Origin of the sequence: Nostoc sp. (genome assembly GCF_036917415.1) — a bacterium.
Classification (GTDB): domain Bacteria; phylum Cyanobacteriota; class Cyanobacteriia; order Cyanobacteriales; family Nostocaceae; genus Nostoc.
The window spans coordinates 1-23,175 of record NZ_JBALDJ010000002.1; the positions used below are offsets into that span (position 1 = coordinate 1).

Sequence of the window (23,175 nt, forward strand, 5' to 3'; positions counted from 1 at the left end):
AACTTTGACTTACTCAAAATAAGCTTTGACTTACTCATTTTGGTGTTTTCCGCAAGCAAAACTAACTTTGACTTACTCAAAATAAGCTTTGACTTTCTTTTTTCAGTACATCGCGTACTCTTGCCAAATATTCCTGTGTATTAAAAGCTACTAAAGGGGAGATATAATTTTTCAATACTGATTAATAGGGAAGTCTCTTAAAGTTTTTCACTTAATTTTTCACTTAATTTAAAAACATAATGAAAAATCGTTACTGTTGTTACACGCCGATTAATATTAATGTTTTTAAATAATTATTAGCGTCTATCTGCGGTTCATGGATATCCCAATCATAATTAATCCCAAATCACAATTACCGCTAGAAGCAACAGAAATTTCTCAAGATTTACCTCTATCACCTCAAGGTGCAGAGGTAATTTTAGGTAATATTATTGAACCACAACAATTAGTGATACCTGTAGCACCTAGTCCCATAACAATGTTTGGGCCTCGTGGTGCTTGTTTGTTATCAAAAACTGGCCCTTTATGGGTATCAGACACAGGACATCATCGATTATTAGGATGGAAAAAATTACCCACAAGAGATAGTCAACCTGCTGATTGGATAATTGGACAACCTGACTTTTATCATGAAGGACAAAATGCTAAAAGTATACCGGGAAGCGCAACCTTAAGTGTACCAACTGGAATTTGTGCTTGTGGTGAAGGGTTAGCTGTTGCAGATGCTTGGAATCATCGAGTTTTAATTTGGAAAAATTTACCACAAGATAACAATGTTCCAGCAGATTTGGTGTTAGGACAAGCTAATTTTATTGATAATGAACCAAATCGAGGAAGTCAACAAGCATCTGCTAATACAATGCATTGGCCTTATGGTGTTTTTTATCATCAAGGACGGCTATTTATTGCTGATACAGGTAATCGCAGGGTATTAAGTTGGCATCAATTACCAACAGAAAATGGTCAACCTGCTGATTTAGTTTTGGGACAACCAGATATGATATCTCGCAATGAAAACGGCGGTGATTATCCAACCGCAGCGAGTATGCGTTGGTGTCACGACATCACCTTTTGGGGAGAAAATCTGGTTATCAGCGATGCAGGTAATCACCGGGTGATGATTTGGCAGGGAATACCAACAGAAAATAATACTCCTTGTGCAGTAGTTTTAGGACAAAAAAGCTTTGATTTTGTGGAAATGAATCAAGGAATTTATTATCCTAGTGCTACTAGTTTAAGTATGCCTTATGGTGTCGGAGTGGCTGGGGATTGGTTAGTAGTTGCAGATACTGCTAATTCTCGTTTGTTAGGATGGAGAAAGCCAGAATCAATTTTTTCACTGCAAGGTGTAATGGCAGATGGGTTGGCAGGACAAATAAATTTTCAAAGTAAAGGTGAAAATCGTAATTTCGGACTACCTAAACGTGATAGCTTAAATTGGTGTTACGGGATAAAAATTTGTGGTGATACGGCGGTAATAGCTGATTCTGGAAATAACCGAATATTGCTGTGGCAGTTTAATAATTCGTAATGGGCTACGCCCCGCTACGCTAACGTAATTCGTAATTTTGGAAAGTCAGATTTATATGGCGACTGAAGAAATTAGAGTTGGCGGTACTGTTCAAGGAGTAGGATTTCGCCCTACTGTCTATCGTTTTGCTAAAGCCTGTGGTTTGACTGGAGATGTTTGTAATGATGGTCAAGGTGTATTAATTAGGGTATCTGGTAGTGAGGAAGCAATCACAGAATTTGTTGCCAGATTGCAAACAGAATGTCCACCGTTGGCAAGAATTAATCAACTAACTAGAACTCCTTATGAAGGTGAATTGAAATTTGATAGTTTCGTGATTTCTAGTAGTGTCAGTAATGCCATTACAACAGAAATTACCCCTGATGCAGCCACTTGTCCACAGTGTCAACAAGAAATATTCGACCCCTTTAGCCGCTTTTATCGCTACCCCTTTACTAACTGTACTCATTGCGGCCCCCGCCTGAGTATTATTCGTGCCATTCCTTATGACAGATACAATACCAGTATGTCTGCGTTTGCGATGTGTTCAGAATGTGGAAAGGAATACCACGATGTCGAAAACCGCCGTTTTCACGCCCAACCTGTAGCTTGTCATGTTTGTGGCCCCGCAGCTTGGTTAGAACGCGCCGATGGGAAATCTGTTACTGCTTCCATGTTTTCGATGTTGGATGATGTCGATGCTGTTTGTACCTTGTTGCAAAAAGGTGAGATTGTGGCGATTAAGGGGTTAGGTGGTATTCATCTAGCTTGCGATGCAACACAGGAAACCGTTGTACAAAAACTACGTCAGCGAAAAAAGCGCTATCATAAACCCTTTGCTTTAATGGCGCGGGATATTGAAGTAATTGAACAATATTGTATTGTCAATGCCAAAGAAAAAGAATTATTAACAAGTTCTGCTGCACCAATTGTTTTATTACAGGCTTCAGATAAAAAACAATTAGCATCGTCAGTAGCATCAGGGCAAAATACTCTTGGTTTCATGCTACCTTATACGCCCTTACATCATTTAATTCTGCGGCGGATGAATCGCCCAATTGTTTTAACAAGTGGCAATTTTGCTGATGAACCACAATGTATTGATAATGACGAAGTAAGGGAAAAATTAGGCACAATCGCTGATTATTTTCTCTTGCATAATCGAGAGATTATTAATCGGGTAGATGATTCGGTTGTGCGTGTTATGGGTGAGAAAGCTCAAACAATTCGCCGTGCCAGAGGATATGCACCAGCATCAATTAGTTTACCACTGGGATTTCACAAAGTACCGCAAATTTTAGCAATGGGCAGTGAGTTAAAAAATACCTTTTGTTTATTGCGTGAAGGAGAAGCGATTCTCTCTCAACATCTAGGAGATTTAGAAAATGCTGCCGCTTTCAACGCTTACCAAGAAACTTTAAATTTATACTTAAATTTATTTGAGCATCAACCAGAAGTAATCGCCATTGATAAACATCCTGAATATCTCTCAAGCAAACTTGGTAAAGAACTTGCAGACACAAATCAAATCAAAATTTATCCCATTCAACATCATCACGCTCATATTGCCGCTTGTATGGCAGAAAATGGGATTCCTCTAGATTCATCTCCAATATTAGGTATTGCTTTAGATGGTTTAGGTTACGGCGATGATGGTACACTCTGGGGTGGAGAATTTCTTTTAGCAGATTACCGAAAATTTCAGCGACTAGCAACATTTAAATCAGTAGCAATGATTGGTGGCGAACAAGCAATTTATCAGCCTTGGCGTAATACTTATGCGCAATTAGTAGCTGTTAACCTTTGGAATGATTGCGAACAAAAGTATGCTGATTTAGAAATATTTAAGTTTTTGATAAACAAGCCAATTAAGCTACTCAATCAACTTCTAGATAAAGGAATTAACTCTCCTCCAGCTTCCTCAGTGGGACGATTGTTCGATGCAGTGGCAGCAGCTATCGGTATTTATAGAGACGAATGTATCTATGAAGGACAGGCTGCGATCGCAATGGAAGCTATAGTAGATGTTAGCAGCTTAAATAATAATAAAGAAACGCTAATATATCCTTTTAGTTTTAGCTTTTCAGATAGTATTTATTGTATAGACCCACGCCCAATGTGGCAAGCTTTGCTCGATGACTTACAGCAGCAGATTCCACAACCAGTTATGGCTGCCAAATTTCACAAAGGTTTAGCTAATACGATTGTGGAAATGGTTAAGCATCTTAGTCAAGAAAATCTGATTTCTCAGGTAGCCCTAACAGGAGGAGTATTTCAAAATTGTATATTGTTAGAGCAAGTTACCAAAAGATTACAAACATTGGGAATAAAAGTACTTACTCACAGCTTAGTTCCAGCTAATGACGGTGGATTATCTTTAGGACAAGCAGTGATTGCAGCCGCACAATTAATACATGAGTCTTGATATTTGACAAAATTGTTCTTACAAATAATTCTCTCTGCGTTCTCTGCGCCTCTGTGGTTAATTTATCTTAAAAAACAAAAATGTGCTTAGGAATTCCCGGACAAATTATAGAAATTACCGATGTTAACCATAAATTAGCCACAGTTAACATTGGTGGTGTTAAGCGCGAAGTAAATATTGCTTGTATCGTAGATGAACAACATCCCCCCGAAGCTTGTATTGGAGATTGGGTATTAGTGCATGTTGGCTTTGCCATGAATCGAATTAACGAACAAGAAGCGGCAGAAACATTACAACTATTCCAAGAATTAACAGCAGCAGAAGCAGGAATTAATACTTAAATAATAGACCGTTTTTGCCTCACGCAGAGGCGCAGAGAAAAAGTCTAAAATTTCTTTCTTCCTTCGCGCCCTTTGCGTCCTTTGCGGTAGCCTGCGGCAAGCCGCTTTGCGTCTACGTAAAAAAAACTCTCTACCACAAAAGCGAAATTAACAGATACATAAAACTCACTACTCCTCACTTCCTATGAAATATGTTGACGAATTCCGCGAACCGGAAAAAGCTGAAGCGTTATACTGCGAAATCGCCAAATTATGCCATCGACTAGAAAAACCTATCAAAATCATGGAAGTATGCGGCGGACATACCCATTCCATATTTAAATATGGCATCGAAGAAATTTTACCCCAAACCATTGAGCTAATTCATGGGCCTGGTTGTCCAGTATGCGTTATGCCAAAAGGGAGATTAGATGATGCGATCGCAATCTCCCAAAATCATAACGTCATCTTTGCCACCTTTGGCGACGCAATGCGAGTTCCTGGCTCCAAAACGAGTTTACTACAAGCCAGGGCACAAGGTGCAGACATCCGTATGGTGTACTCTCCCCTAGATAGCCTACAAATTGCCAAAGATAACCCCGACAAAGAAGTAGTTTTTTTCGCATTAGGCTTTGAAACCACAGCCCCCAGCACCGCCTTCACCATCCTGCAAGCAGCAACCGAAAAAATTCATAACTTTAGTATGTTTAGCAATCACGTTCTTGTGATTCCCGCCCTGAAAGCACTATTAGATAATCCCGACTTACAGCTAGATGGATTTGTTGGGCCCGGCCATGTCAGCATGGTAATTGGTACTGACCCTTATCAATTTATTTCTCAACAATATAATAAGCCAATAGTTGTCTCAGGATTTGAACCTTTAGATATTCTCCAATCAATTTGGATGCTATTACAACAGCTAGTAGAAAATCGCTGTGAAGTTGAAAACCAATATAACCGAATTGTAGAAAAAAGCGGGAATACAGTAGCCCTACAAGCCATAAACAAAGTTTTCGCTGTGCGAGAGAATTTCGATTGGCGCGGCTTAGGTGACATTCCCTATTCAGGATTACAAATTCAACCTGAATATGCCCAATTTGATGCCGAACTTAAATTTACCATTCCTAACCTCAAAATAGCCGACCATAAAGCTTGTAAATGTGGAGAAATTCTTAAAGGAGTCTTAAAACCTTGGGAGTGCAAAGTATTTGGTACAGCTTGCACACCAGAAACACCAATCGGTACTTGCATGGTATCTTCCGAAGGTGCTTGTGCAGCCTATTACAAATACGGGCGACTCTCCACAATTGCCAAAAGAACAATCGCCCAAAAACCAAAAATAACTCAAGAACCCCTCCCCGCCTGCGGCTTCTCCTCAGACTAATACTCTGCGTACCTCCGCGCTTCCCTCCGCGTCCCTTTGCGTTTAAAAAAATTTTAATATGAATATTTCCCCCACAAACTCAATACAAAATCCCCTATTCCAAAAAATAGAACAAGCCCGCCGTCGCCAAAGTAAAGTGCAAGACACTCATATAACTCTCGCACATGGTAGCGGTGGTAAAGCCATGCGTGATTTAATAGATGATATCTTTGTCAGCAATTTTAATAACCCAATTCTCTCACAACTAGAAGACCAAGCCAGCTTCAACTTAGCCCCTCTCCTCCAACAAGGAGACAGACTCGCATTTACAACAGATTCCTATGTTGTAGACCCGTTATTTTTTCCCGGAAGCAATATAGGAGAATTAGCCGTCAACGGCACAGTTAATGATTTAGCTGTCAGTGGTGCTAAACCTTTATATCTAACTTGTAGCGTTATTTTAGAAGAAGGATTACCTGTAGAAACCTTACGGCGTGTCGCAGCCAGTATGAAAGCAGCCGCAGAAAAAGCTGGTATACAAATTGTCACTGGTGATACAAAAGTTGTACATCGTGGTGCTGCTGATAAACTCTTTATTAATACTGCTGGCATTGGTATCATCCCGCGAGGAGTTAGTATTTCCACCCACAATATTAAACCTGGAGATACAATAATAATTAATGGTGAAATAGGTAATCATGGGACAGCAATTTTAATTGCACGTGGAGAATTAGCTTTAGAAACTAATATTGAAAGTGACTGTCAGCCGTTGCATAGTTTAGTAGAAACTATTCTCCATGTATGTCCCCAAGTTCATGCTATGCGAGATGCTACACGCGGTGGTTTAGCTACAGTATTAAATGAATTTGCCCTCAATTCTAATGTAGGAATTCGTCTCTACGAAGAATCTATCCCAGTGCGTGAAGAAGTCAACGGAGTTTGCGAAATTCTCGGTTTAGACCCATTGTATCTAGCTAATGAAGGAAAATTGGTTGTCGTAGTAGCGGGTAAATATGCAGAAACTGTTTTATCCGCTATGAAATTACATCCAGCAGGAAAAGATGCTTGTATTATTGGCGAAGTTATTACCTCACCCCCAGGTATCGTATTGTTAAAAACAGTTTTTGGTGCTGAAAGGATTGTTGATATGTTAGTAGGCGACCAATTGCCACGAATTTGTTAATCTTTAATAGATTTATAATATGCACGAATTTGGAATTACCCAAAATATTGTGGCAATTGTGACTGAACACGCCAAAGGCGCAAAAGTACAGCGAGTTTTATTAGAAATTGGCAAACTTTCAGCCATTATGCCCGACGCTATCCGATTTTGTTTTGATATTTGCACTCAAGGCACACTTTTAGAAGGGGCAATATTAGAAATTTTAGAAATTCCAGGATTAGGGCGATGTCGCCAATGTGGTGCAGAAATTGCTTTAGATAAACCATTTGGAATCTGTAACTGCGGTAGCGTGCAATTAGATTTACTTACTGGTGAACAACTAAAAATTAAAGAAATAGAAATAGAGGAATTATGTGTGTAACCTGCGGTTGTTCTGATGATGGTGAAACCAAAATTACCAATTTAGAAACAGGTGAAACTGAACATAATCACCATCATCATACTCACACTCTACCTGATGGTACTGTTATCACTCATTCTCACAGTCATGACACTCATATAGAAGCACCTCAAATTCATGCCAAAATACACAACACAACAATATCCTTAGAACAGGATATATTAGCAAAAAATAACCTGCTAGCTGCCCAAAATCGGGGATGGTTTAAAGGTCGAAATATTCTCGCCTTAAATTTAATGAGTTCTCCCGGTGCAGGGAAAACAACTTTTTTAACACGAACTATTAATGATTTAAAACATCAATTATCTATCAGTGTCATTGAAGGCGACCAAGAAACTGCTAACGATGCCAAAAAAATTAAAGAAACAGGTTCTAAAGTCATACAAATCAATACCGGAACAGGCTGTCATTTAGATGCATCAATGATAGACAGGGGTTTACAACAACTAAATCCGCCACTGAACTCAGTTGTGATGATTGAAAATGTGGGAAATTTGGTTTGTCCAGCCTTATTTGATTTAGGAGAAAATACAAAAGTCGTGATTCTCTCAGTCACAGAGGGAGAAGATAAGCCGATAAAATACCCGCATATATTCCGTGCTAGCAATGTAATGATTATCACTAAAATTGATTTACTGCCTTATGTAGATTTTGATGTGCAAAAGTGCATAGAATATGCTGTACAAGTGAATCCCCAAATTCAGATTTTTCAGGTTTCTGCAACTACTGGTGCTGGGTTAGAGAACTGGTATAAATGGATAACTGAAAGTTTGCTGTCTAAATGCTAAAGCGATCGCAGCATACCCTACCATACAGTCATGAATGACTTGACAATAAAAAAATTACACCCGGAAGTTAAAAATAATTTCCGGGTGTAAGTTTGTCGGGTTCAAATTATGAACTTGTCAGACTAATTTCTCCAAAATTCTAGATAAGCTGGATGTCTAAATTAACTGCGAAATTAGCAGGCTTATTCTCAAGAGTCGCAAATTGACTTCCTTGGAATAACAACCCACCAGTTGCGTCATTGTAGCTGAAACCACTGAAGTCAGTAACACCAAATCCAATTTTAGAAATCTGAATCTTGTCACCTTCCAGCCTACTGAAGTTTTTGATAACGTCAAGTCCTTCAAGGTTAAAATTGAAGACAAACTTATCTGCGCCAGTACCACCAGTAAGAATATCATTGCCAGCGCCACCATTGAGGGTATCATTGCCAGCACCACCAAACAGCGCGTCATTACCAGCACCACCATTGAGGATGTCATTGCCAGGAGCACCACGCAGTACATCGGCGTATTGTGTGCCTGTAATTTCAAATCGCTCAATATTGCTGTAGTTGAGTACGGGATTCCCAGTCAAGCGGCTGAAGATGGCATTTTGACGTAGGTATGCCACTTCAACACCAGAACCGTTGTCAAACTGGCTGTAGTCTGCAATTAGAGTATCAGTGCCAGCACCACCATCGACAATACCATCTGTGTCAAATATTCTGTCATTGCCATCGCCGCCATTGAGGGTATCAAAGCCGATTCCACCATATAGGTTATCGTTACCAGTTCCGCCATTTAGGGTGTCGTTACCAGCTCCACCATCTAGGGTGTCATTACCTTCATCGCCATAAATTGTGTCGTTCTGAGATTTACCAGTTAGGTAGTCATTGCCTCCTTTTCCAGAGAGTAACCAAGGTTGTCCATCATCGTTAGCTGTAAAATTGTTGTTAGAATTATCACCAATGTATGTTTGCATTTGAATTTCTCCTTAATTCTTGAATAATGTTTTCGATGAGGCGATAAGCCTCGTTGTAAGCCGGGAAATATCCTGTTTTTGGGTGCTTTACCCTTTCGTTTTTCAGGACTCCTTTACTTTAGGTTTGTAGTTCGATCGCGTCGATGGAGATAAGTTATGGAAAATTGAGGAGACAATTAAGTCGAATTCTTCTAAAAAATTAAGGTCGAAGAAGAGGACAAGTACGGTATCTGGAAAACCTCTCTCTATCTCTCTCTACGGTGTACTTGTAACCAATACGCTTAAGTTAAAAGTTATTGGTGTAGATGATTAGTTTTTGAAGACGCGATAAATCGCGTCTCTACATGAGGGTTTTGTTGCTCATTCTGAACTGTATTGACATATAACTCTTTTGACCTGCACATTGATTGCATCGACTTGCACATTGATTGCATCGACCTGCACATTGATTGCATCGACCTGCACATTGATTGCATCAGCTATTGTTTATATAATTTCTGACTCAAATATCGAAAGCACCTAAGGCTTTGAGGACATCTTTTTGAGCTGTCGTGATTCCTGTTACGCCTGTAATGTTGGTTCCTTGATAGGGTCTGTCAGGATTGAGTGTTTTTAAAGATTCACCCGTTTGGGCATCCCAAATCTGAATAGTTCCGTTTTGGCTGCCGCTAGCGATCGCATAATGTTTTGTAGAGTTACCAAATGCGATATGCGATCGCATCGCATGAGTCAGGACAGGCAGTACTTTCAGGCAAACCCCTGTATGCCTATCCCAAATTCTCACTGTTTGATCTAAGCTGCTACTTGCCAAAATATCACCTTCTGGACTAAAAGCAACTGACCAAACACTGTTACTGTGTCCCTGAAATATATTGAGACATTCACCTGTATCAACTGACCACAGACGAACTGTTTCATCTTCACTAGCGCTACTGAGGATTTGCCCATCTGGACTAAAAGCGATCGCCTGCACTCTACTAGTGTGTCCTTCTAAAATTTGGAGACATTCACCAGTGGAAATCGACCACAGGCGAATGGTTTGGTCTTCACTACTGCTAGCGAGTATTTCACCATTGGGGCTAAAGGTAACACACCAAATCCAACTGGAGTGACCTTGCAATATGTTGAGGCATTTTCCTGTACTGACAGACCATAAGCGAATGGTTTGGTCGTCACTGCCGCTTGCTAAGATTTGTCTATCAGGACTAAAGGCAACTGATTGCACCCAATTTACATGACCTTTCAAGGTTTGCAGACATTGCCCGGTGCTAACTGACCAAATCCGAACGGTGCGATCGGCGCTGCTACTGGCCAGCAAATCTCCATCTGGGTGAAACGCTACGGAAGTTACCCAGCCACTATGTCCGGTGAATTTTTTCAGGCAAATCCCGGTACTGACATCCCATAGTCTTACAGTTTGGTCTGTGCTGCCACTGGCAATTTGACCATCTGCATTAAAAGCAACTGAAAATACAGAGTTACTATAGCCTTTTAAAGTTTTAAAGCATCTACCTGTACTAACATCCCATAGCTTTACAGTTTGGTCTGTGCTACCACTGGCAATAGTTTGACCATCTGCATTAAAAGCAACTGAAAATACAGAATTGGTGTGTCCTGATAAAATATTCAGACATTGCCCTGTATTAGTTTCCCAAATTCTCACAGTTTGATCGTCGCTGGCGCTGACCAGCATTTGGGCATCGGGGCTAAAGACCACTGAGCGGACGCGATCGCTATGTTCTTGTAATATATTGAAGCATTTTCCAGTACTAACTTCCCAGAGTCGAATTGTGAAATCGGCACTGCCACTTGCTAGGGTTTGCCCATCTGGACTAAAGGAAAGTGACCAAATGCGATCGCTATGTCCTTCTAAAATGCGATCGCATTCTCCATTAATTTTCCAAAGTCGAATTGTGAAATCGGCACTGCCACTTGCTAGGGTTTGACCATCTGGACTCCATGATACTGAGATAATTCGATCAGTATGACCCGACAAAATTTTGTGACAGTCCCCAGTGTTGACATTCCATAATCTTACCGTTGGTTCATCGCCTCCACTAGCGAGGATTTGACCGTCACTACTAAAGGCTACTGACCAAATTGAACTCCTGTGTCCTGACAACGTTCTCAGACATTTACTAGTATTGACATCCCACAGCCGAATCGTTTTGTCGCTACTACAACTTGCTAATAATTGCCCATCTGGACTAAAAGCAACTGACCAAACCCAACCTAAATGTCCGGCAAAATTGACAACAAGTTTCCCAGTTGCAACTTCCCAAAGACGAAGCTCACCTTCTGCATCTCCCGTAGCTAATAATGTTCCATCCGGGCTAAAAGCAATACCAGCAAACACCATACCAAAGGTTTCAGCAAAAACACACTGACTCAAATCAGAAGATTCAAAATTAACATTATGCAAATTCACATCTTGTAAATAGGCTTGCCAAATCGTTAAATTTGAAAAATCGTAGTTAGTTAAAGTTGATTGCAGTTGACAAATTAAATTTAAAATATTACCGCCTGCATATCCAGTTTTGAGTGACGATATACCTCGTAGCTTGTTCAAACATTGAGTGAGTAGGTTCTCAATTGTGAATTGTTCACTAACTTCTATTAATAAGCGATCTAGTAATAAGCGTTCAAGAATAGGCTTCAGGATGAAACGAACTTGTGTTTCTCGCACATAGTCTTGTGCAGTAGCTCTGAGTAACGCATGAGTTTTGAACAGCAAATTTTTTTGATCGGTATTCGCTTCTAAACCTGCCAAGATTTCTTGACAAACTTGAGCAACTAATTTCTCGGTGACATATTCCATTACCATCGGCTGAAGTGAAAATGCCCGATGTTTTGCAATCAGTGTCAGCTTGTTTTTCTCAATTAGAGAGCGCTGCTCTAAGGATTCTAGAACTTCAATTAAATTCTGTGGTGATATAGGTGGAAAGATATCCGAGCGCAGTTCTGCAAATGAAGCAGAATCACGATAGATAGCAAGCCAATAAATAACTGTTTTTTCAGATTCAGAAAGCCATTCAAATTGTTGAAAAATTAGATTGCGAATATTCCCAATAACTAACGTTTCCTGTTTAAGAAAATCAGAAATACTACCATCAAATAATTTTTGAATCGTTGTTGCAATAATTTTCAATGCTAAGGGATTTGCTGCATAACCTTCAACTAACCGATTCCATTCTTCTTTTGAACCTTGGAAATTACCTTTTAACTGCAAAAGTTGTTGTGCTTCTGTTTTCTGTAATCCACCCAATTGAAAAGCTCGAACGGGTAAGCTTGCTCCTTCTAAAAGGCGAATTTCTGGAGGCTGATCTCGACTTGTTATAACTAAACAGCTTTGATGGCGAATTTCTCCAATTTGTCTAAATATTTCGCCATAAGCTTCATAGCCTTCAATATAAGATGATTTAGATTTATCGTTGTGTTGTAAGATGGTTTCAACATTATCGAAAATTACTAAACAACGCTGCGATCGCAAATAATTCAGCAGACGCGAAATTTTGCCTTCAACGGTTTCTGGATAATCAATTTCTTGCTGATTAGATAATAATTTTAATAACTCTGTTAATATCTCTTGTACTGGTGGCGCATTTCGCAGACTTCGCCAAATTACCCATTTAAACTCGCTCTGTAATTGTTGTGCCAGCTTTATAGAAAGAGAAGTCTTTCCCATTCCACCCATTCCTAACAAAGCTACAACCCGACACCGATCAACCAAAATCCACTGCTGCAACTGAGCTAATTCTGCTTGTCTTCCGTAGAAAAAATCAACATCGATTGCATCTCCCCAATCTTGATGCGAAGTATTCGCTTCTGCAATTAGCAGATTATCAGCTAATTTTGTTCGCGTTTTTTCTTCAATATTCTCAAAGACATTCTCTTTAACTTGATTTGATTGTACAGTCGTATTCTCTATTTGAAATCGGCGATCGATTGCTGTTCTAAAACTAGTTTTATTAACTTTTTCTGCTAAAACTTCTGAAAGTAGCTTCCATAGTTTGGGGCCAACATCATGTTTTAAGTAAGCTGGAGAATAGCCATAAATATCGGCAATGCGATCGTAACTTTGGCGTTCCAAAGACCAAGACTCACGCAACATAGCTTGTTGGAGATCGCTCAAATGAATTCTTGACTTGGCAAAAACGAGAGCGTCTGTAAATGCGAGTGCTTGCTCAATATCCATTGCTGCGATCGACAAAAATTAAAGACACTTTAAATTCTACTTATAGAATGGCATAATTCATTTATCAGAGAATAGCAAAAAAATATGCAATATTTTACAAATTCTTTACATAAGGCTTATGGTTCAGTCATTAATTAATCGAATTTGGGACTCGCTTTTACGCTTACTGTTGCAGAGGATTACTCTTGTACTCACACTGATGTTATGTGGAGCGATCGCTATAGCAATTTATAATATGTCTGCGCTTTCATCGAGCTTAATTGAATCCCAAGCGCTTCAAAATGCTGCCTTGAATATCCAATCATTGACTCAAGCATTTGACCTCTACAGTGTTGCAGCCGCAGAGCGAGCTAAACCCGTACCTGGAATTACCGTCACCCACGCTTACCTCAATACCAAGGGCGCAATCCCCTTACCCTCAACTTTTGCGATCGAACTTGGTGAGCAAATTAGTGAAAAAAATGCCGAAATGTCTGTACGGCTGTACAGTAACTATCCATATCCTTGGCGTAAAACGAAAGGGGGAGCAAGAGACGCATTTGAGCGGGACGCACTCAACTTCTTGAAAGAAAATCCTCGTCAAAAATTTTATCGTCTTGAGAAGCAAAATGGATATACCACCTTGCGTTATGCACAAGCCAGCCTTATGAAATCAAGTTGCGTAACTTGCCATAACACAGATCCCACCAGTCCAAAGAAAAACTGGGAAGTAGGAGATGTTGCTGGAGCGTGGCAAATTTCTCAATCTCTCGATAATTTAATCACCAAAACCAACCAAAGTCTCCAAGGAACCTTCGCCATGTTAGGCGGTATGTCAGTCTTAGGACTCTCAGGATTGACACTTGTTGTTGGGAAACTTCGATAAAACGGGAGAAATTTAGAACATCGAATTAGAGAACGAACCACAGATTTAGCAGAAACCAATACTGAATTAGAAAAAAGAAACCAATTAATTCGCCAAGTTTTCGGACGATATTTAAGTGATACGGTTGTCGCTAACTTGTTAGAAAGCCCTGAAAGATTAAAACTCGGTGGTGAACGACGCAAAATTACTATCCTCACCTCTGACTTACGAGGCTTCACTGCTCTCTCAGAACGCTTTTTGCCAGAAGAAGTAATTCATATTCTTAACCTCTATTTAGAATACATGGCGGATGTGATTAATCATTACCAAGGTACTATTGATGAGTTTATGGGGGATGGTATTCTGGTATTATTTGGTGCCCCGATCGCTAAAGAAGATGATGCCCTCAGAGCCGTTACTTGCGCCTGTGCCATGCAATTAGCAATGGGTGGCGTTAATGAAAAGATGAAAACCCTCGGCTGGCCACCATTAGAAATGGGGATTGGTATTAACACAGGTGAAGTTATAGTCGGCAATATTGGTTCCGAGAAGCGGACTAAATATGGAATTGTAGGTAGTCAAGTAAATCTCACATATCGAATTGAGTCATATACTAGTGGCGGTCAAATTCTCATTTCAGAGCAGACTTTCAAAGAAGTTAGATCGAGCGTCAAAATTCTTGGACAAAAGCAAGTTCAGCCGAAAGGTATGAGCCAACCAATTACCATTTACGAAGTATATGGTGTGGGTGGACGATACAATCTTTATTTACCCAAAGACGAAGAAATATTTTTCCCTGTTCCTCAAGAAATTCCGCTTTTATACACTATTCTGCATGACAAGCAAATGGGTAATCCGGTTTTTTCAGGACATTTAATTAAACTATCAACAAAAGGAGCCGAATTACAAGTAGATATCCCTAATGAAATACCTTATAACTTAACTAATATTAAAATTAATCTTTTCATATCTCAAAACCCAACACAAGTAAGTGAAGATATCTATGCCAAAGTATTAGAAAAAGTAGCAACCACAGGAAGCTTTTATATTCATTTTACGGCTGTTCCTCCAGCACTCGTAGCTCAGTTTGATAACCTCTATAAAATGATTTCTCAAAAACCTAATTAAGCAGAAGACAAAGTACACCGTAGCATAACTTTGCCTCCCTTTAACAAAGATACAAGTTGCATTATATTAAAAACTCTGCGTCCCTCTGCGCTTTACTTTGCGTACCTTTGCGTTTAAACTAAAACCTATCATCACAAAATTAACCCACTAATTTAGATATTGACCCCCACTTTGGAAGCCGTCAATATCTAAGAGATTTAATTGATGCTGCCCACGAGCGCAGGATGTATGTCATCCTAGATGTAGTATACAACCAGAGTGATGATAACTGGTTTTACAAAAATGATGCGATCGCAGCTTTAGCAAGAGTTTATCAATATTGGATTGCTCTTTCTGACTGCGATGGCTTTAGGGTAAATAGCCTCAAGCACGTTTTTCCAGAAGATTCCCGCAAATTCTGCACTGCAATTCGTGAATACGCTGAATCTATCGGTAAAGACAACTTTTTACTCACTGGGGAAATGATTCCATAACACTGGTATTTTAAGAAGTTACAACTTTGATAACAATTGCAACACCCTGCACTTTAAAAATACAGGGTGAAAGACAGCGATAAGAGTGAATAAGCTATATTTTGTGTGATTCCCAGTTTCTATTTACCTCAAAGCCAATCTCGATAAGCTGATATTTCATTTACGCTAATTTCAAACGGCATCCCCTTGCCAAATGGCGGATAAACGCGAATTTTGCCATTGCTAGCAAACCTCTCTAACCTATTACCCAACTGGGGAATATTGCTGACTATATGCCAGTAAGATAATATGTCAGGGCAGTCAATAATTAATGTTAGGATGCTAGCATTTGTTGTGAGATACCACTGACAATTAGACAACAGTACTCGCGTAATGCGATCGCAAGCTTGATAAAAGCATCTGCCAGTAGATTGCTCTAGCTCCATTTGCAGCATTCCATCCTGTTTTGTTACCTCAGCGGGAGGTAAATCATCGGGAGGAAGCAAGTATAGTTTAGAAGACATAATTTCGCACCTCTTGGTTGTAGCGCGTCAAACTCTCCAGGTTTTTTTGCAAATTCGCAGACGAGGGTTTGAGTGCTAGCGTACCTAAATTTAATTCGTCCTGAAATTTCTTGATTTTGTCTCGACAAGTCCCCACATCACCGATAATTGAGTTCTCAATCAAATAGTCTTCATCGAAACAAATATTTGTGCGATCGAATGGTTTTTGGTTGGGATTCGCACTATTGAGCAATAATTCAGCCGAATTAGCTTTCATTTTCTGGCTAAATTTGCGAACGAAAGGTAACGCTTCACTCACCGCCTCGTCAAATGTTTTGCCAACAAAAAAGAAGCGTGCCAGCACAAAGTTTTCCGCACCACTAGAATTTAAGGCTCGATATTTAGTAACAGTATCCTTCAATCTCTTTAGGGAAAATGGCGGCCCACCCATCAAGCTGAAGGAATGTTTAGCAGCCAACTCGATACCGTCATCACCACCAGTCGCAACATAGACTGGGATTTGACTTTGCAATGGTTTGGGGTAAATTGTCAGGCGATCGCATTGATAATATCGCCCATTAAATGATACATCAGTTTCATATAAGAGCTTGTGAATCAGTGCGATCGCCTCTAGCATCTTGGGACGGGATTCACTTGGGAGTGTCGCAAAATGCTTGTTTTGTTGAGGAAAGGGGCCGCCTTTGGCAACTCCAAATAATAATCGTCCATTGCACAAGTTATCCAAAGTGGCAATATCTTCCGCCACCCTAATGGGATTATGGAATGGCAGCAATACCGCCGCAGTGCCTAATTGGATAGTTGAAGTCAATCCCGCCAAATGTGCCATTAATACCAACATAGACGGGCTGAGATTAGATTCACTAAAATGATGTTCGCTCACCCACGCTTCCTCAAAACCTAAGCTTTCTGCCTGTTTTACCAGTGCAACTTGCTCAAAGATGGCACGACGAGCATCTTGGTGAAAATTATCGTAATTGCAGAAAATTCCAGTTTTCATTACTTGCGTTGATACTTTATATTCACCGTAGGTGCTGATTATTCTAGTGGTTGATGGGTTTGTAGTAAGCACTAAAGTGCTTAAATATTTGAGGAATAAAGTCCTCTCTACAAAAGCATTTACTCCTCTCAATTAATGCGATGAATCACTAAGTTGCAACCCACTGCAACTCCAACCATAACCGTGGGTTGTTCTCTTTGATCTTCGACATCGGATCGCGCAACAATCGCTTGGCATTCATGCAAACAACCTGGATTAGACCCATATTGTCTGCTACTTCTCTAAGTATTTCTTTTTGAGCTTGCACGCAGGAAATCATCTCGTCAGAGCAATAAATTCCTATATATTGCAAACGTCTGGCAGGTCGTCCCCAAAAACAGGTGATGACTTTCACATAACACCCATCCAGCAATTCTCCAACTTGCGGGTAGTAATGGTTGACGACTCTTGTGAATTCTTTGGCTAAGATATCTTCAGCAATCATTAGAACTGATATTTCTGTAGCGTCCATCACGCTATTTAATATAACATAGTTTTATCAGTTAAACATGACAAAATAGTGTAACAAGCTGGAATAAAATATTAAATATTGCATAAAAAAAGAGGTGTACCTCATTCGGGATTGCCTCAGATTTGTGTAAAGCACTTTGATATTAAAAATTCGTAATTTCTAATTCGTAATTCGTAATTCGTAATAAAATTCGCAAAATTGCCAACGTAATTATATTATATATAGATTGGGATTGAAACCCTATCCATAATAAATACTACGACTTTTAGAAGGTCACTGACTCTAAGTCTTAATTTAATTACGAATTACGAATTATTGTTGAATTCTAACTTTTGAATTTTTAATTATTATTACCGAGCATTGCGTTCGCAAACTAAGACCTCTGCGATGATATCCGGCACATTTACAAAGTCTATAAATCTTTCAGAACCAAGGATTGGTGAAATAAATGTATAGTTTGGATCGCACACTCCATTGTCATATACTTGAATAAACCACCGATCGGGAAATCCTTCTATACCTAGTTCCACAGTGTACCAACTCTCCCCAATCAGACGAGAGTTAAAGATTGTAAACCACTCTCTGTTCTCTTCTGAAATATTCCAGTCTGCCATGAGCAGTTCTAAGGCTATTTGTCCCGCATCCGTTGAAGTCAACAACATTTTTACTCCTTATTTGCAACTTCAGGATTTACAACTTCAGTATTGGGAACTTCAGGGTATAAACCTAATTCCTTAGCTAGCTCACGCGCCACAAAAAATAAAAATTGGGCACCATCTTGATTGCCTTCATGGGCAAACATAGTTGCTACTTGTAACATTGTTTCTACTAAACCGGAATCAATCAATTCGGGTTTAGATTCCAAAATTTCTGGTTCTTGACCATTAGGGCATTTAAGTAACTCATCAATCAGATTAAAATACAGCTGTTCGCGTTGTTCTGTCATGGTAATTTTCTTGATTTTAGTAAATTGTGAATAAGTTACTGTTCGATACTTTGGCGCCACAGTCTTTCCAACATTTCAACTTGTTCTTTTAAGACAGCAGCACGATGAACAAGATATCTGTCGTAAAAAAGAATTCCTAACCCAACACAAATCGGGGTTAACAAGAAGAACCATTGCAGGATAGTAGCAAATTTATATTGTTCAGCAACAGTAAGCATTTGATGAACCACATTACGATCGGAGGATTGAATGTTAGTCTGAGGGGAATGTGTACCCTCTGTGTAGGGAGCCAAGGCGGGAGCATCTGTAGTCGTGTTGTTAACTTTGCAAGCTAAATTCTGAGATTTTACTAACTCCAGATGTCGCTCCCAAACGATGCCAAATACTACTATTTCTGGTGAAAGCACTGCTAAAGTAACGACGCAAACTGTGAGAACATTTAAAAGTTTGGCTTTCATCTTGGCTCTCCCTCGCTAGGTAGTATGCACCCAGTAAGAAAATATCTTTTGCTGTTTATCTAAAGTAGTTGTATATTTCTACCTATCAAACAGTTTTGATATTAAAATATGTGTAATTGGTAATTTTCACAATCGTTAGTTTTCAGTTATTTTTCTGATCGCCACTGATCCTTAACTCATAAAAAGTTACCAACCTTTTCACAAAACGTAGGATTATTCAGTCAGAAGTAACGCACTTAAATTCGGTAATCTGGTTTCATCTTACTCTCAAAAGAGAGATTAAGAAGTCCCCCCTAGTTCACTAAGCTTGCGCTCAGGAATGTTGGGGGGTAGAGGGGAATCTCTGCGTAAATCCTATACGATTTATATCAGCCGCTCTCCACAAAACAGTTTATCCCAGCCCTGTTAAGATTATTAAATTCATTAGAATAGTACTCAAAGCCTATAAGCCTCACCTAATAAGTATTTTAAAAATTCATTGGGGTATGGGTGCTAGTGTTTTTCGGGCGGGGTTCTAGTATTTCCGAGGTGGGGTTCTGGTGTTTTTGCACTCAACTTTAAAGCAATGTAGGCAATGGTTAAAGACTCTTTCCGATGTAATTTTGGACTGAGAAAATCTGTACTCAAAAGAAAATATCAATGCTCTTGATAAAGATAGACTAATAAATCAGGAAAAGCAATTAAGTATTTTGAAAATCAATTATTATATTTTCCTAACAAATAGAAAATAAAGAAAAAATATTTATATATACAGAATTACAAAAATTGAATCTTAGCCCAAGAGACAATAGTCAGCAATTCCAAATGGTAAAATAGAAGAATGATAAGCTAGCCTCTTCTCAAGTGAGAATCAATGGGAATATCTAATAAAAGTTCTTCCTAAGCTTTCATATTCTGTAGTTTAGTTAGAATACATACTATATGCACTCATTGGCATGAAACGGCAAAAGAAATACATCAACGCTTATTGTTATAAGTAAATATTCTGTACTAAGATTTAGGATTTTAGGAGTTAAATAATGCGGATTGCTCAAGACGTAACAGAACTGATTGGACGAACACCTTTAGTTCAACTGAACAAGATTCCTCAAGCTGAAGGAGTAGTAGCAAGGATAGTTGTTAAATTAGAAGGGATGAACCCAGCGGCTTCGGTGAAAGACCGCATCGGGTTAAGTATGGTACTCTCGGCAGAAGCCGCTGGCTCAATTTCTCCAGGAAAGACCATTTTAGTAGAGCCTACTTCAGGTAATACAGGAATTGCTCTAGCGATGGTAGCAGCAGCGCGTGGCTACCGTTTGATTTTGACGATGCCAGAGACTATGAGCCAAGAACGACGGGCTATGCTTAGAGCTTATGGTGCAGCTTTAGAATTGACACCAGGCACTGAGGGTATGCGAGGAGCAATTCGCAAAGCCGAAGAAATTGTGGCTAATACTCCCAATGCTTTCATGCTGCAACAGTTCCGCAACCCTGCTAATCCCAAAGTTCACCGAGAAACCACCGCCGAAGAAATTTGGGCAGATACAGATGGGGAAGTAGATATTCTCATTGCTGGGGTAGGTACTGGTGGAACGATTACTGGGATTGCAGAAGTACTCAAACAGCGCAAGCCGACTTTTAAGGCGATCGCAGTTGAACCCAGCAATAGCCCAGTCCTCTCTGGTGGTGAAGCCGGGCCACATAAAATTCAAGGTATTGGGGCCGGATTTATCCCAGATGTTCTTTGCCTAGAATTGGTTAATGAAGTAATTAGAGTCAGCGATGAACAAGCGATCGCCTATGGGCGACGTTTGGCAAAAGAAGAAGGCTTATTGTCTGGCATATCCTCTGGTGCAGCTTTGTGTGCTGCAATTCAAGTAGGTAAACGTCCAGAAAATGCCGGACGTTTAATTGTGATGATTCAGCCTTCCTTTGGCGAACGTTATCTCAGCACACCCATGTTTCAAGATTTGTCTTTAGAAACCGCTGGCGTTCGTTAAAAAGACAGGGGGACAAGAGAGTAATGAACCTCTCTGTCCTTCTCATTTGGCTCTTATATAAATTAAGGCAACTTACCTTTTGAGGTGCGATCGCATCTCATATTACATTACTAGTACAGCACGGCGTAAATAAACCATCCATTCAAAATCAACCAAACGGTTATACTGCATTCGTTTTGAATTTTAAATTTGGAATTCCGGCTTGCAGTATTAGTGCTGCTAACTCCTTGACATTCCCACGGCTGCGTAAATATTGCTACGCTCATTCCCCTTAAAAGCCGTGGTATTCTTATGCGGAACTTGCCTATGTTGGGTTGCCCCGATTACAGGTTTTACAGTTTATGCTTGCCCGAACTATAGATATAGCGCTTCTGGGTTGAGTGCAATACAGACCTAATAAGAACAGTCCCTAACCTTACAAAACAGATTATTTTCTCGAAACTCTTGCTGTCTCGGTGGGTAAAGATTAACATATCTGTGGGCAGAAGCAATATCTTCTTAAATTAACCCTAACAACAGTGAAAACCTTGGTCTGTCTATTTTAAAACTTGTTTAGCACCAGTTAAGCTTATCTGCATATAGTGACTTAAGACCATTACCTGCTAGGTTATAAATCAGTACAGACTATACTATAGACAATTTACTCAAAACTCTTTTCAGCTTTAAAATTCAGAGGTATCAATGATTATAACTAATTTTAGCAAACAAAGAAATGAATTTAAGGAATCTAAAGTACTCAAAACTAAACCACATTGGCAAGGGCAAAATTTGAGCGATACTGCTGTCAAAGGTAAAGATACCAAGATGCGAGATCCTGCACCTGATAGTTTGATTTTGAATAACTTAAATCGCGGTCGAGTTGCTATTTTTATTGATGGCTTAAGCCTGTTCCATACAGCTCTGCAACTCGGCATAGAAATTGACTACGTTAAATTGCTTTGTCATTTAACCAGCGGTTCCAGACTGTTGCGTGCTTTTTTCTATACTGGAGTTGATATCAGTAATGAAAAGCAACAGGGTTTTCTATTGTGGATGCGTCGTAATGGCTATCGCGTAGTGGCAAAGGAACTCGTTGTACCAACAGAGAATTTCAAAAAATCAAATCTGAACGTAGAAATTGCTGTAGATATGATAACTTTAGCTCCTTACTACGATACAGCGGTTTTAGTCAGTGGCGATGGAGATTTAGCTTATGCTGTGAACGCTGTCAGCAGAATGGGGGTTCGAGTGGAAGTAGTCAGTCTGCAAACAACGACTAGTGAAAGTTTGATTGATGTTGCTGACTGTTTCATTGACCTCGATAGTATTAAAGCACACATTCAAAAAGATTCTAATCTTGGCTATAGTTATCGCACAGCGTCAAATTCAAACCTCTAATTAAAAAGAGGCAAAGAGTGGGAAACACAGAGACGCATAAAAGATATCTCTGTGTCTCCGTGTCTTTGCTTTGCCCATTTTGCTCGATCCTATATTTCAGATGGATATTTTAATAGTTGAAGATGAACCAGAAATTGCTCGTTTAATCGAACTCTCTTTAGAAAAAGAAGGATTTTTTTGTCGCACTAGCCGTGATGGGATGAATGCTTTGCGGATGTTTCAAGAGCAACCACCTGATTTAATCATTCTAGATTTAATGATTCCTGGTTTGGATGGGTTGGAAGTTTGTGCCCGAATTCGCCAGAAACCAGGTGCAAAAGATCCTTACATTTTGATGCTCACGGCTAAGGGTGAGGAAATCGATCGCGTCATCGGTCTATCTACTGGTGCTGATGATTATATGGTCAAACCCTTTAGCCCCAGAGAGTTGGTAGCTAGGGTGCGGGCACTATTACGGCGTAGCCTCCGCCAAGGGGGACAACATCAAGTCAATCGTACCCAACACTTTATTGTCGATGTAGACCAGCGCACTGCCAGTCGCCAGATGAATTCTCAAGAAGTTGAAATTTTGGACTTAACTACCCTAGAATTTAACTTGCTAACCACCTTTGTCAGTAATCCTGGTCGAGTTTGGAACCGCACTCAACTAATTGATAAACTTTGGGGAGATAATTTTTTTGGCGATGAACGAGTGGTAGATACTCATGTAGCTCGGTTGCGAAAAAAGATTGAACCCGATCCAGCAAATCCTACTTTTATTAAAACTGTTGTTGGGGTGGGCTATAAATTTGAAGATCCTCTGGTAGCGTAAATA

Annotated in this window: 21 protein-coding genes; 13 read left to right on the forward strand and 8 right to left on the reverse strand. The window is 39.7% G+C overall.

What is annotated here, in order from left to right; genetic code table 11:
* Positions 1-316 precede the first annotated feature (316 nt).
* The 7 genes from V7K41_RS00110 (at position 317) to hypB (ending at position 7,989) form a co-directional block, all read left to right on the forward strand.
* Positions 317-1,531 carry a hypothetical protein gene (locus tag V7K41_RS00110; RefSeq protein ID WP_334845144.1) on the forward strand — a complete coding sequence of 405 codons (1,215 nt, stop codon included), beginning with the start codon at positions 317-319 and terminating at the stop codon, positions 1,529-1,531.
* Positions 1,532-1,586: 55 nt separating this feature from the next.
* Positions 1,587-3,935: a carbamoyltransferase HypF gene (gene hypF / locus V7K41_RS00115; protein ID WP_334845145.1), complete on the forward strand. Its 2,349-nt coding sequence runs from the start codon at positions 1,587-1,589 to the stop codon at positions 3,933-3,935.
* Between the two features lie 80 nt (positions 3,936-4,015).
* On the forward strand, positions 4,016-4,276 hold the full coding sequence (locus V7K41_RS00120) for a HypC/HybG/HupF family hydrogenase formation chaperone (protein ID WP_334845146.1): 261 nt from the start codon (positions 4,016-4,018) through the stop codon (positions 4,274-4,276).
* A gap of 184 nt (positions 4,277-4,460) precedes the next feature.
* Positions 4,461-5,639, forward strand: a complete 1,179-nt coding sequence (gene hypD / locus V7K41_RS00125; RefSeq protein WP_334845147.1) for a hydrogenase formation protein HypD — start codon at positions 4,461-4,463, stop codon at positions 5,637-5,639.
* Between the two features lie 58 nt (positions 5,640-5,697).
* Positions 5,698-6,801, forward strand: coding sequence for a hydrogenase expression/formation protein HypE (gene hypE / locus V7K41_RS00130; RefSeq protein ID WP_334845148.1), 1,104 nt, complete (start codon positions 5,698-5,700; stop codon positions 6,799-6,801).
* A 19-nt stretch (positions 6,802-6,820) separates the two neighbouring features.
* On the forward strand, positions 6,821-7,162 hold the full coding sequence (locus V7K41_RS00135; RefSeq protein WP_334845149.1) for a hydrogenase maturation nickel metallochaperone HypA/HybF: 342 nt from the start codon (positions 6,821-6,823) through the stop codon (positions 7,160-7,162).
* Positions 7,153-7,989, forward strand: coding sequence for a hydrogenase nickel incorporation protein HypB (gene hypB, locus V7K41_RS00140; RefSeq protein ID WP_334845150.1), 837 nt, complete (start codon positions 7,153-7,155; stop codon positions 7,987-7,989). The genes V7K41_RS00135 and hypB overlap by 10 nt, the downstream gene beginning before the upstream one ends.
* Before the next feature lie 139 nt (positions 7,990-8,128).
* Here hypB and V7K41_RS00145 read toward each other — a convergent pair whose 3' ends face one another.
* Together V7K41_RS00145 and V7K41_RS00150 are read right to left on the reverse strand one after the other, a co-directional pair.
* The gene (locus tag V7K41_RS00145; protein ID WP_334845151.1) at positions 8,129-8,950 is read right to left on the reverse strand and encodes a calcium-binding protein; all 822 of its coding nucleotides are present in this window, start codon (positions 8,948-8,950) and stop codon (positions 8,129-8,131) included.
* Positions 8,951-9,452: 502 nt separating this feature from the next.
* Positions 9,453-13,145 carry an NB-ARC domain-containing protein gene (locus tag V7K41_RS00150; RefSeq protein WP_334845152.1) on the reverse strand — a complete coding sequence of 1,231 codons (3,693 nt, stop codon included), beginning with the start codon at positions 13,143-13,145 and terminating at the stop codon, positions 9,453-9,455.
* A gap of 118 nt (positions 13,146-13,263) precedes the next feature.
* Here V7K41_RS00150 and V7K41_RS00155 point away from each other — a divergent pair, with 118 nt between their 5' ends.
* From V7K41_RS00155 to V7K41_RS00165, 3 genes are all read left to right on the forward strand, one after another.
* Complete coding sequence (locus V7K41_RS00155) at positions 13,264-14,010, forward strand: Tll0287-like domain-containing protein (protein ID WP_334845153.1); 747 nt, start codon at positions 13,264-13,266, stop codon at positions 14,008-14,010.
* A 135-nt stretch (positions 14,011-14,145) separates the two neighbouring features.
* Positions 14,146-15,117, forward strand: a complete 972-nt coding sequence (locus tag V7K41_RS00160; RefSeq protein WP_334845154.1) for an adenylate/guanylate cyclase domain-containing protein — start codon at positions 14,146-14,148, stop codon at positions 15,115-15,117.
* 158 nt (positions 15,118-15,275) lie between these two features.
* Complete coding sequence (locus tag V7K41_RS00165) at positions 15,276-15,590, forward strand: alpha-amylase family glycosyl hydrolase (protein WP_334845226.1); 315 nt, start codon at positions 15,276-15,278, stop codon at positions 15,588-15,590.
* A gap of 128 nt (positions 15,591-15,718) precedes the next feature.
* Here V7K41_RS00165 and V7K41_RS00170 read toward each other — a convergent pair whose 3' ends face one another.
* The 6 genes from V7K41_RS00170 to V7K41_RS00195 all read right to left on the reverse strand — a co-directional run bounded on the left by V7K41_RS00170 (position 15,719) and on the right by V7K41_RS00195 (position 19,005).
* Positions 15,719-16,093, reverse strand: coding sequence for a hypothetical protein (locus V7K41_RS00170; RefSeq protein ID WP_334845155.1), 375 nt, complete (start codon positions 16,091-16,093; stop codon positions 15,719-15,721).
* On the reverse strand, positions 16,083-17,090 hold the full coding sequence (locus tag V7K41_RS00175) for an LLM class flavin-dependent oxidoreductase (protein ID WP_334845156.1): 1,008 nt from the start codon (positions 17,088-17,090) through the stop codon (positions 16,083-16,085). Before V7K41_RS00175 ends, V7K41_RS00170 begins: the two co-directional genes overlap by 11 nt.
* 148 nt (positions 17,091-17,238) lie before the next feature.
* The gene (locus V7K41_RS00180) at positions 17,239-17,601 is read right to left on the reverse strand and encodes a hypothetical protein (RefSeq protein WP_334845157.1); all 363 of its coding nucleotides are present in this window, start codon (positions 17,599-17,601) and stop codon (positions 17,239-17,241) included.
* A gap of 350 nt (positions 17,602-17,951) precedes the next feature.
* The gene (locus V7K41_RS00185) at positions 17,952-18,263 is read right to left on the reverse strand and encodes a hypothetical protein (protein WP_334845158.1); all 312 of its coding nucleotides are present in this window, start codon (positions 18,261-18,263) and stop codon (positions 17,952-17,954) included.
* A gap of 2 nt (positions 18,264-18,265) precedes the next feature.
* Positions 18,266-18,547: a hypothetical protein gene (locus tag V7K41_RS00190; RefSeq protein WP_334845159.1), complete on the reverse strand. Its 282-nt coding sequence runs from the start codon at positions 18,545-18,547 to the stop codon at positions 18,266-18,268.
* Between the two features lie 35 nt (positions 18,548-18,582).
* Positions 18,583-19,005, reverse strand: coding sequence for a hypothetical protein (locus V7K41_RS00195; RefSeq protein ID WP_334845160.1), 423 nt, complete (start codon positions 19,003-19,005; stop codon positions 18,583-18,585).
* Positions 19,006-20,024: 1,019 nt separating this feature from the next.
* Here V7K41_RS00195 and cysK point away from each other — a divergent pair.
* The 3 genes from cysK (at position 20,025) to V7K41_RS00210 (ending at position 23,172) form a co-directional block, all read left to right on the forward strand.
* Entirely contained in the window at positions 20,025-20,984 is a 960-nt protein-coding gene (cysK, locus tag V7K41_RS00200) for a cysteine synthase A (RefSeq protein WP_334845161.1), read from the forward strand.
* A 681-nt stretch (positions 20,985-21,665) separates the two neighbouring features.
* Positions 21,666-22,361: a LabA-like NYN domain-containing protein gene (locus tag V7K41_RS00205; protein WP_334845162.1), complete on the forward strand. Its 696-nt coding sequence runs from the start codon at positions 21,666-21,668 to the stop codon at positions 22,359-22,361.
* 100 nt (positions 22,362-22,461) lie between these two features.
* Positions 22,462-23,172, forward strand: coding sequence for a response regulator transcription factor (locus V7K41_RS00210; protein ID WP_334822762.1), 711 nt, complete (start codon positions 22,462-22,464; stop codon positions 23,170-23,172).
* The last annotated feature ends 3 nt before the right edge of the window (positions 23,173-23,175 follow it).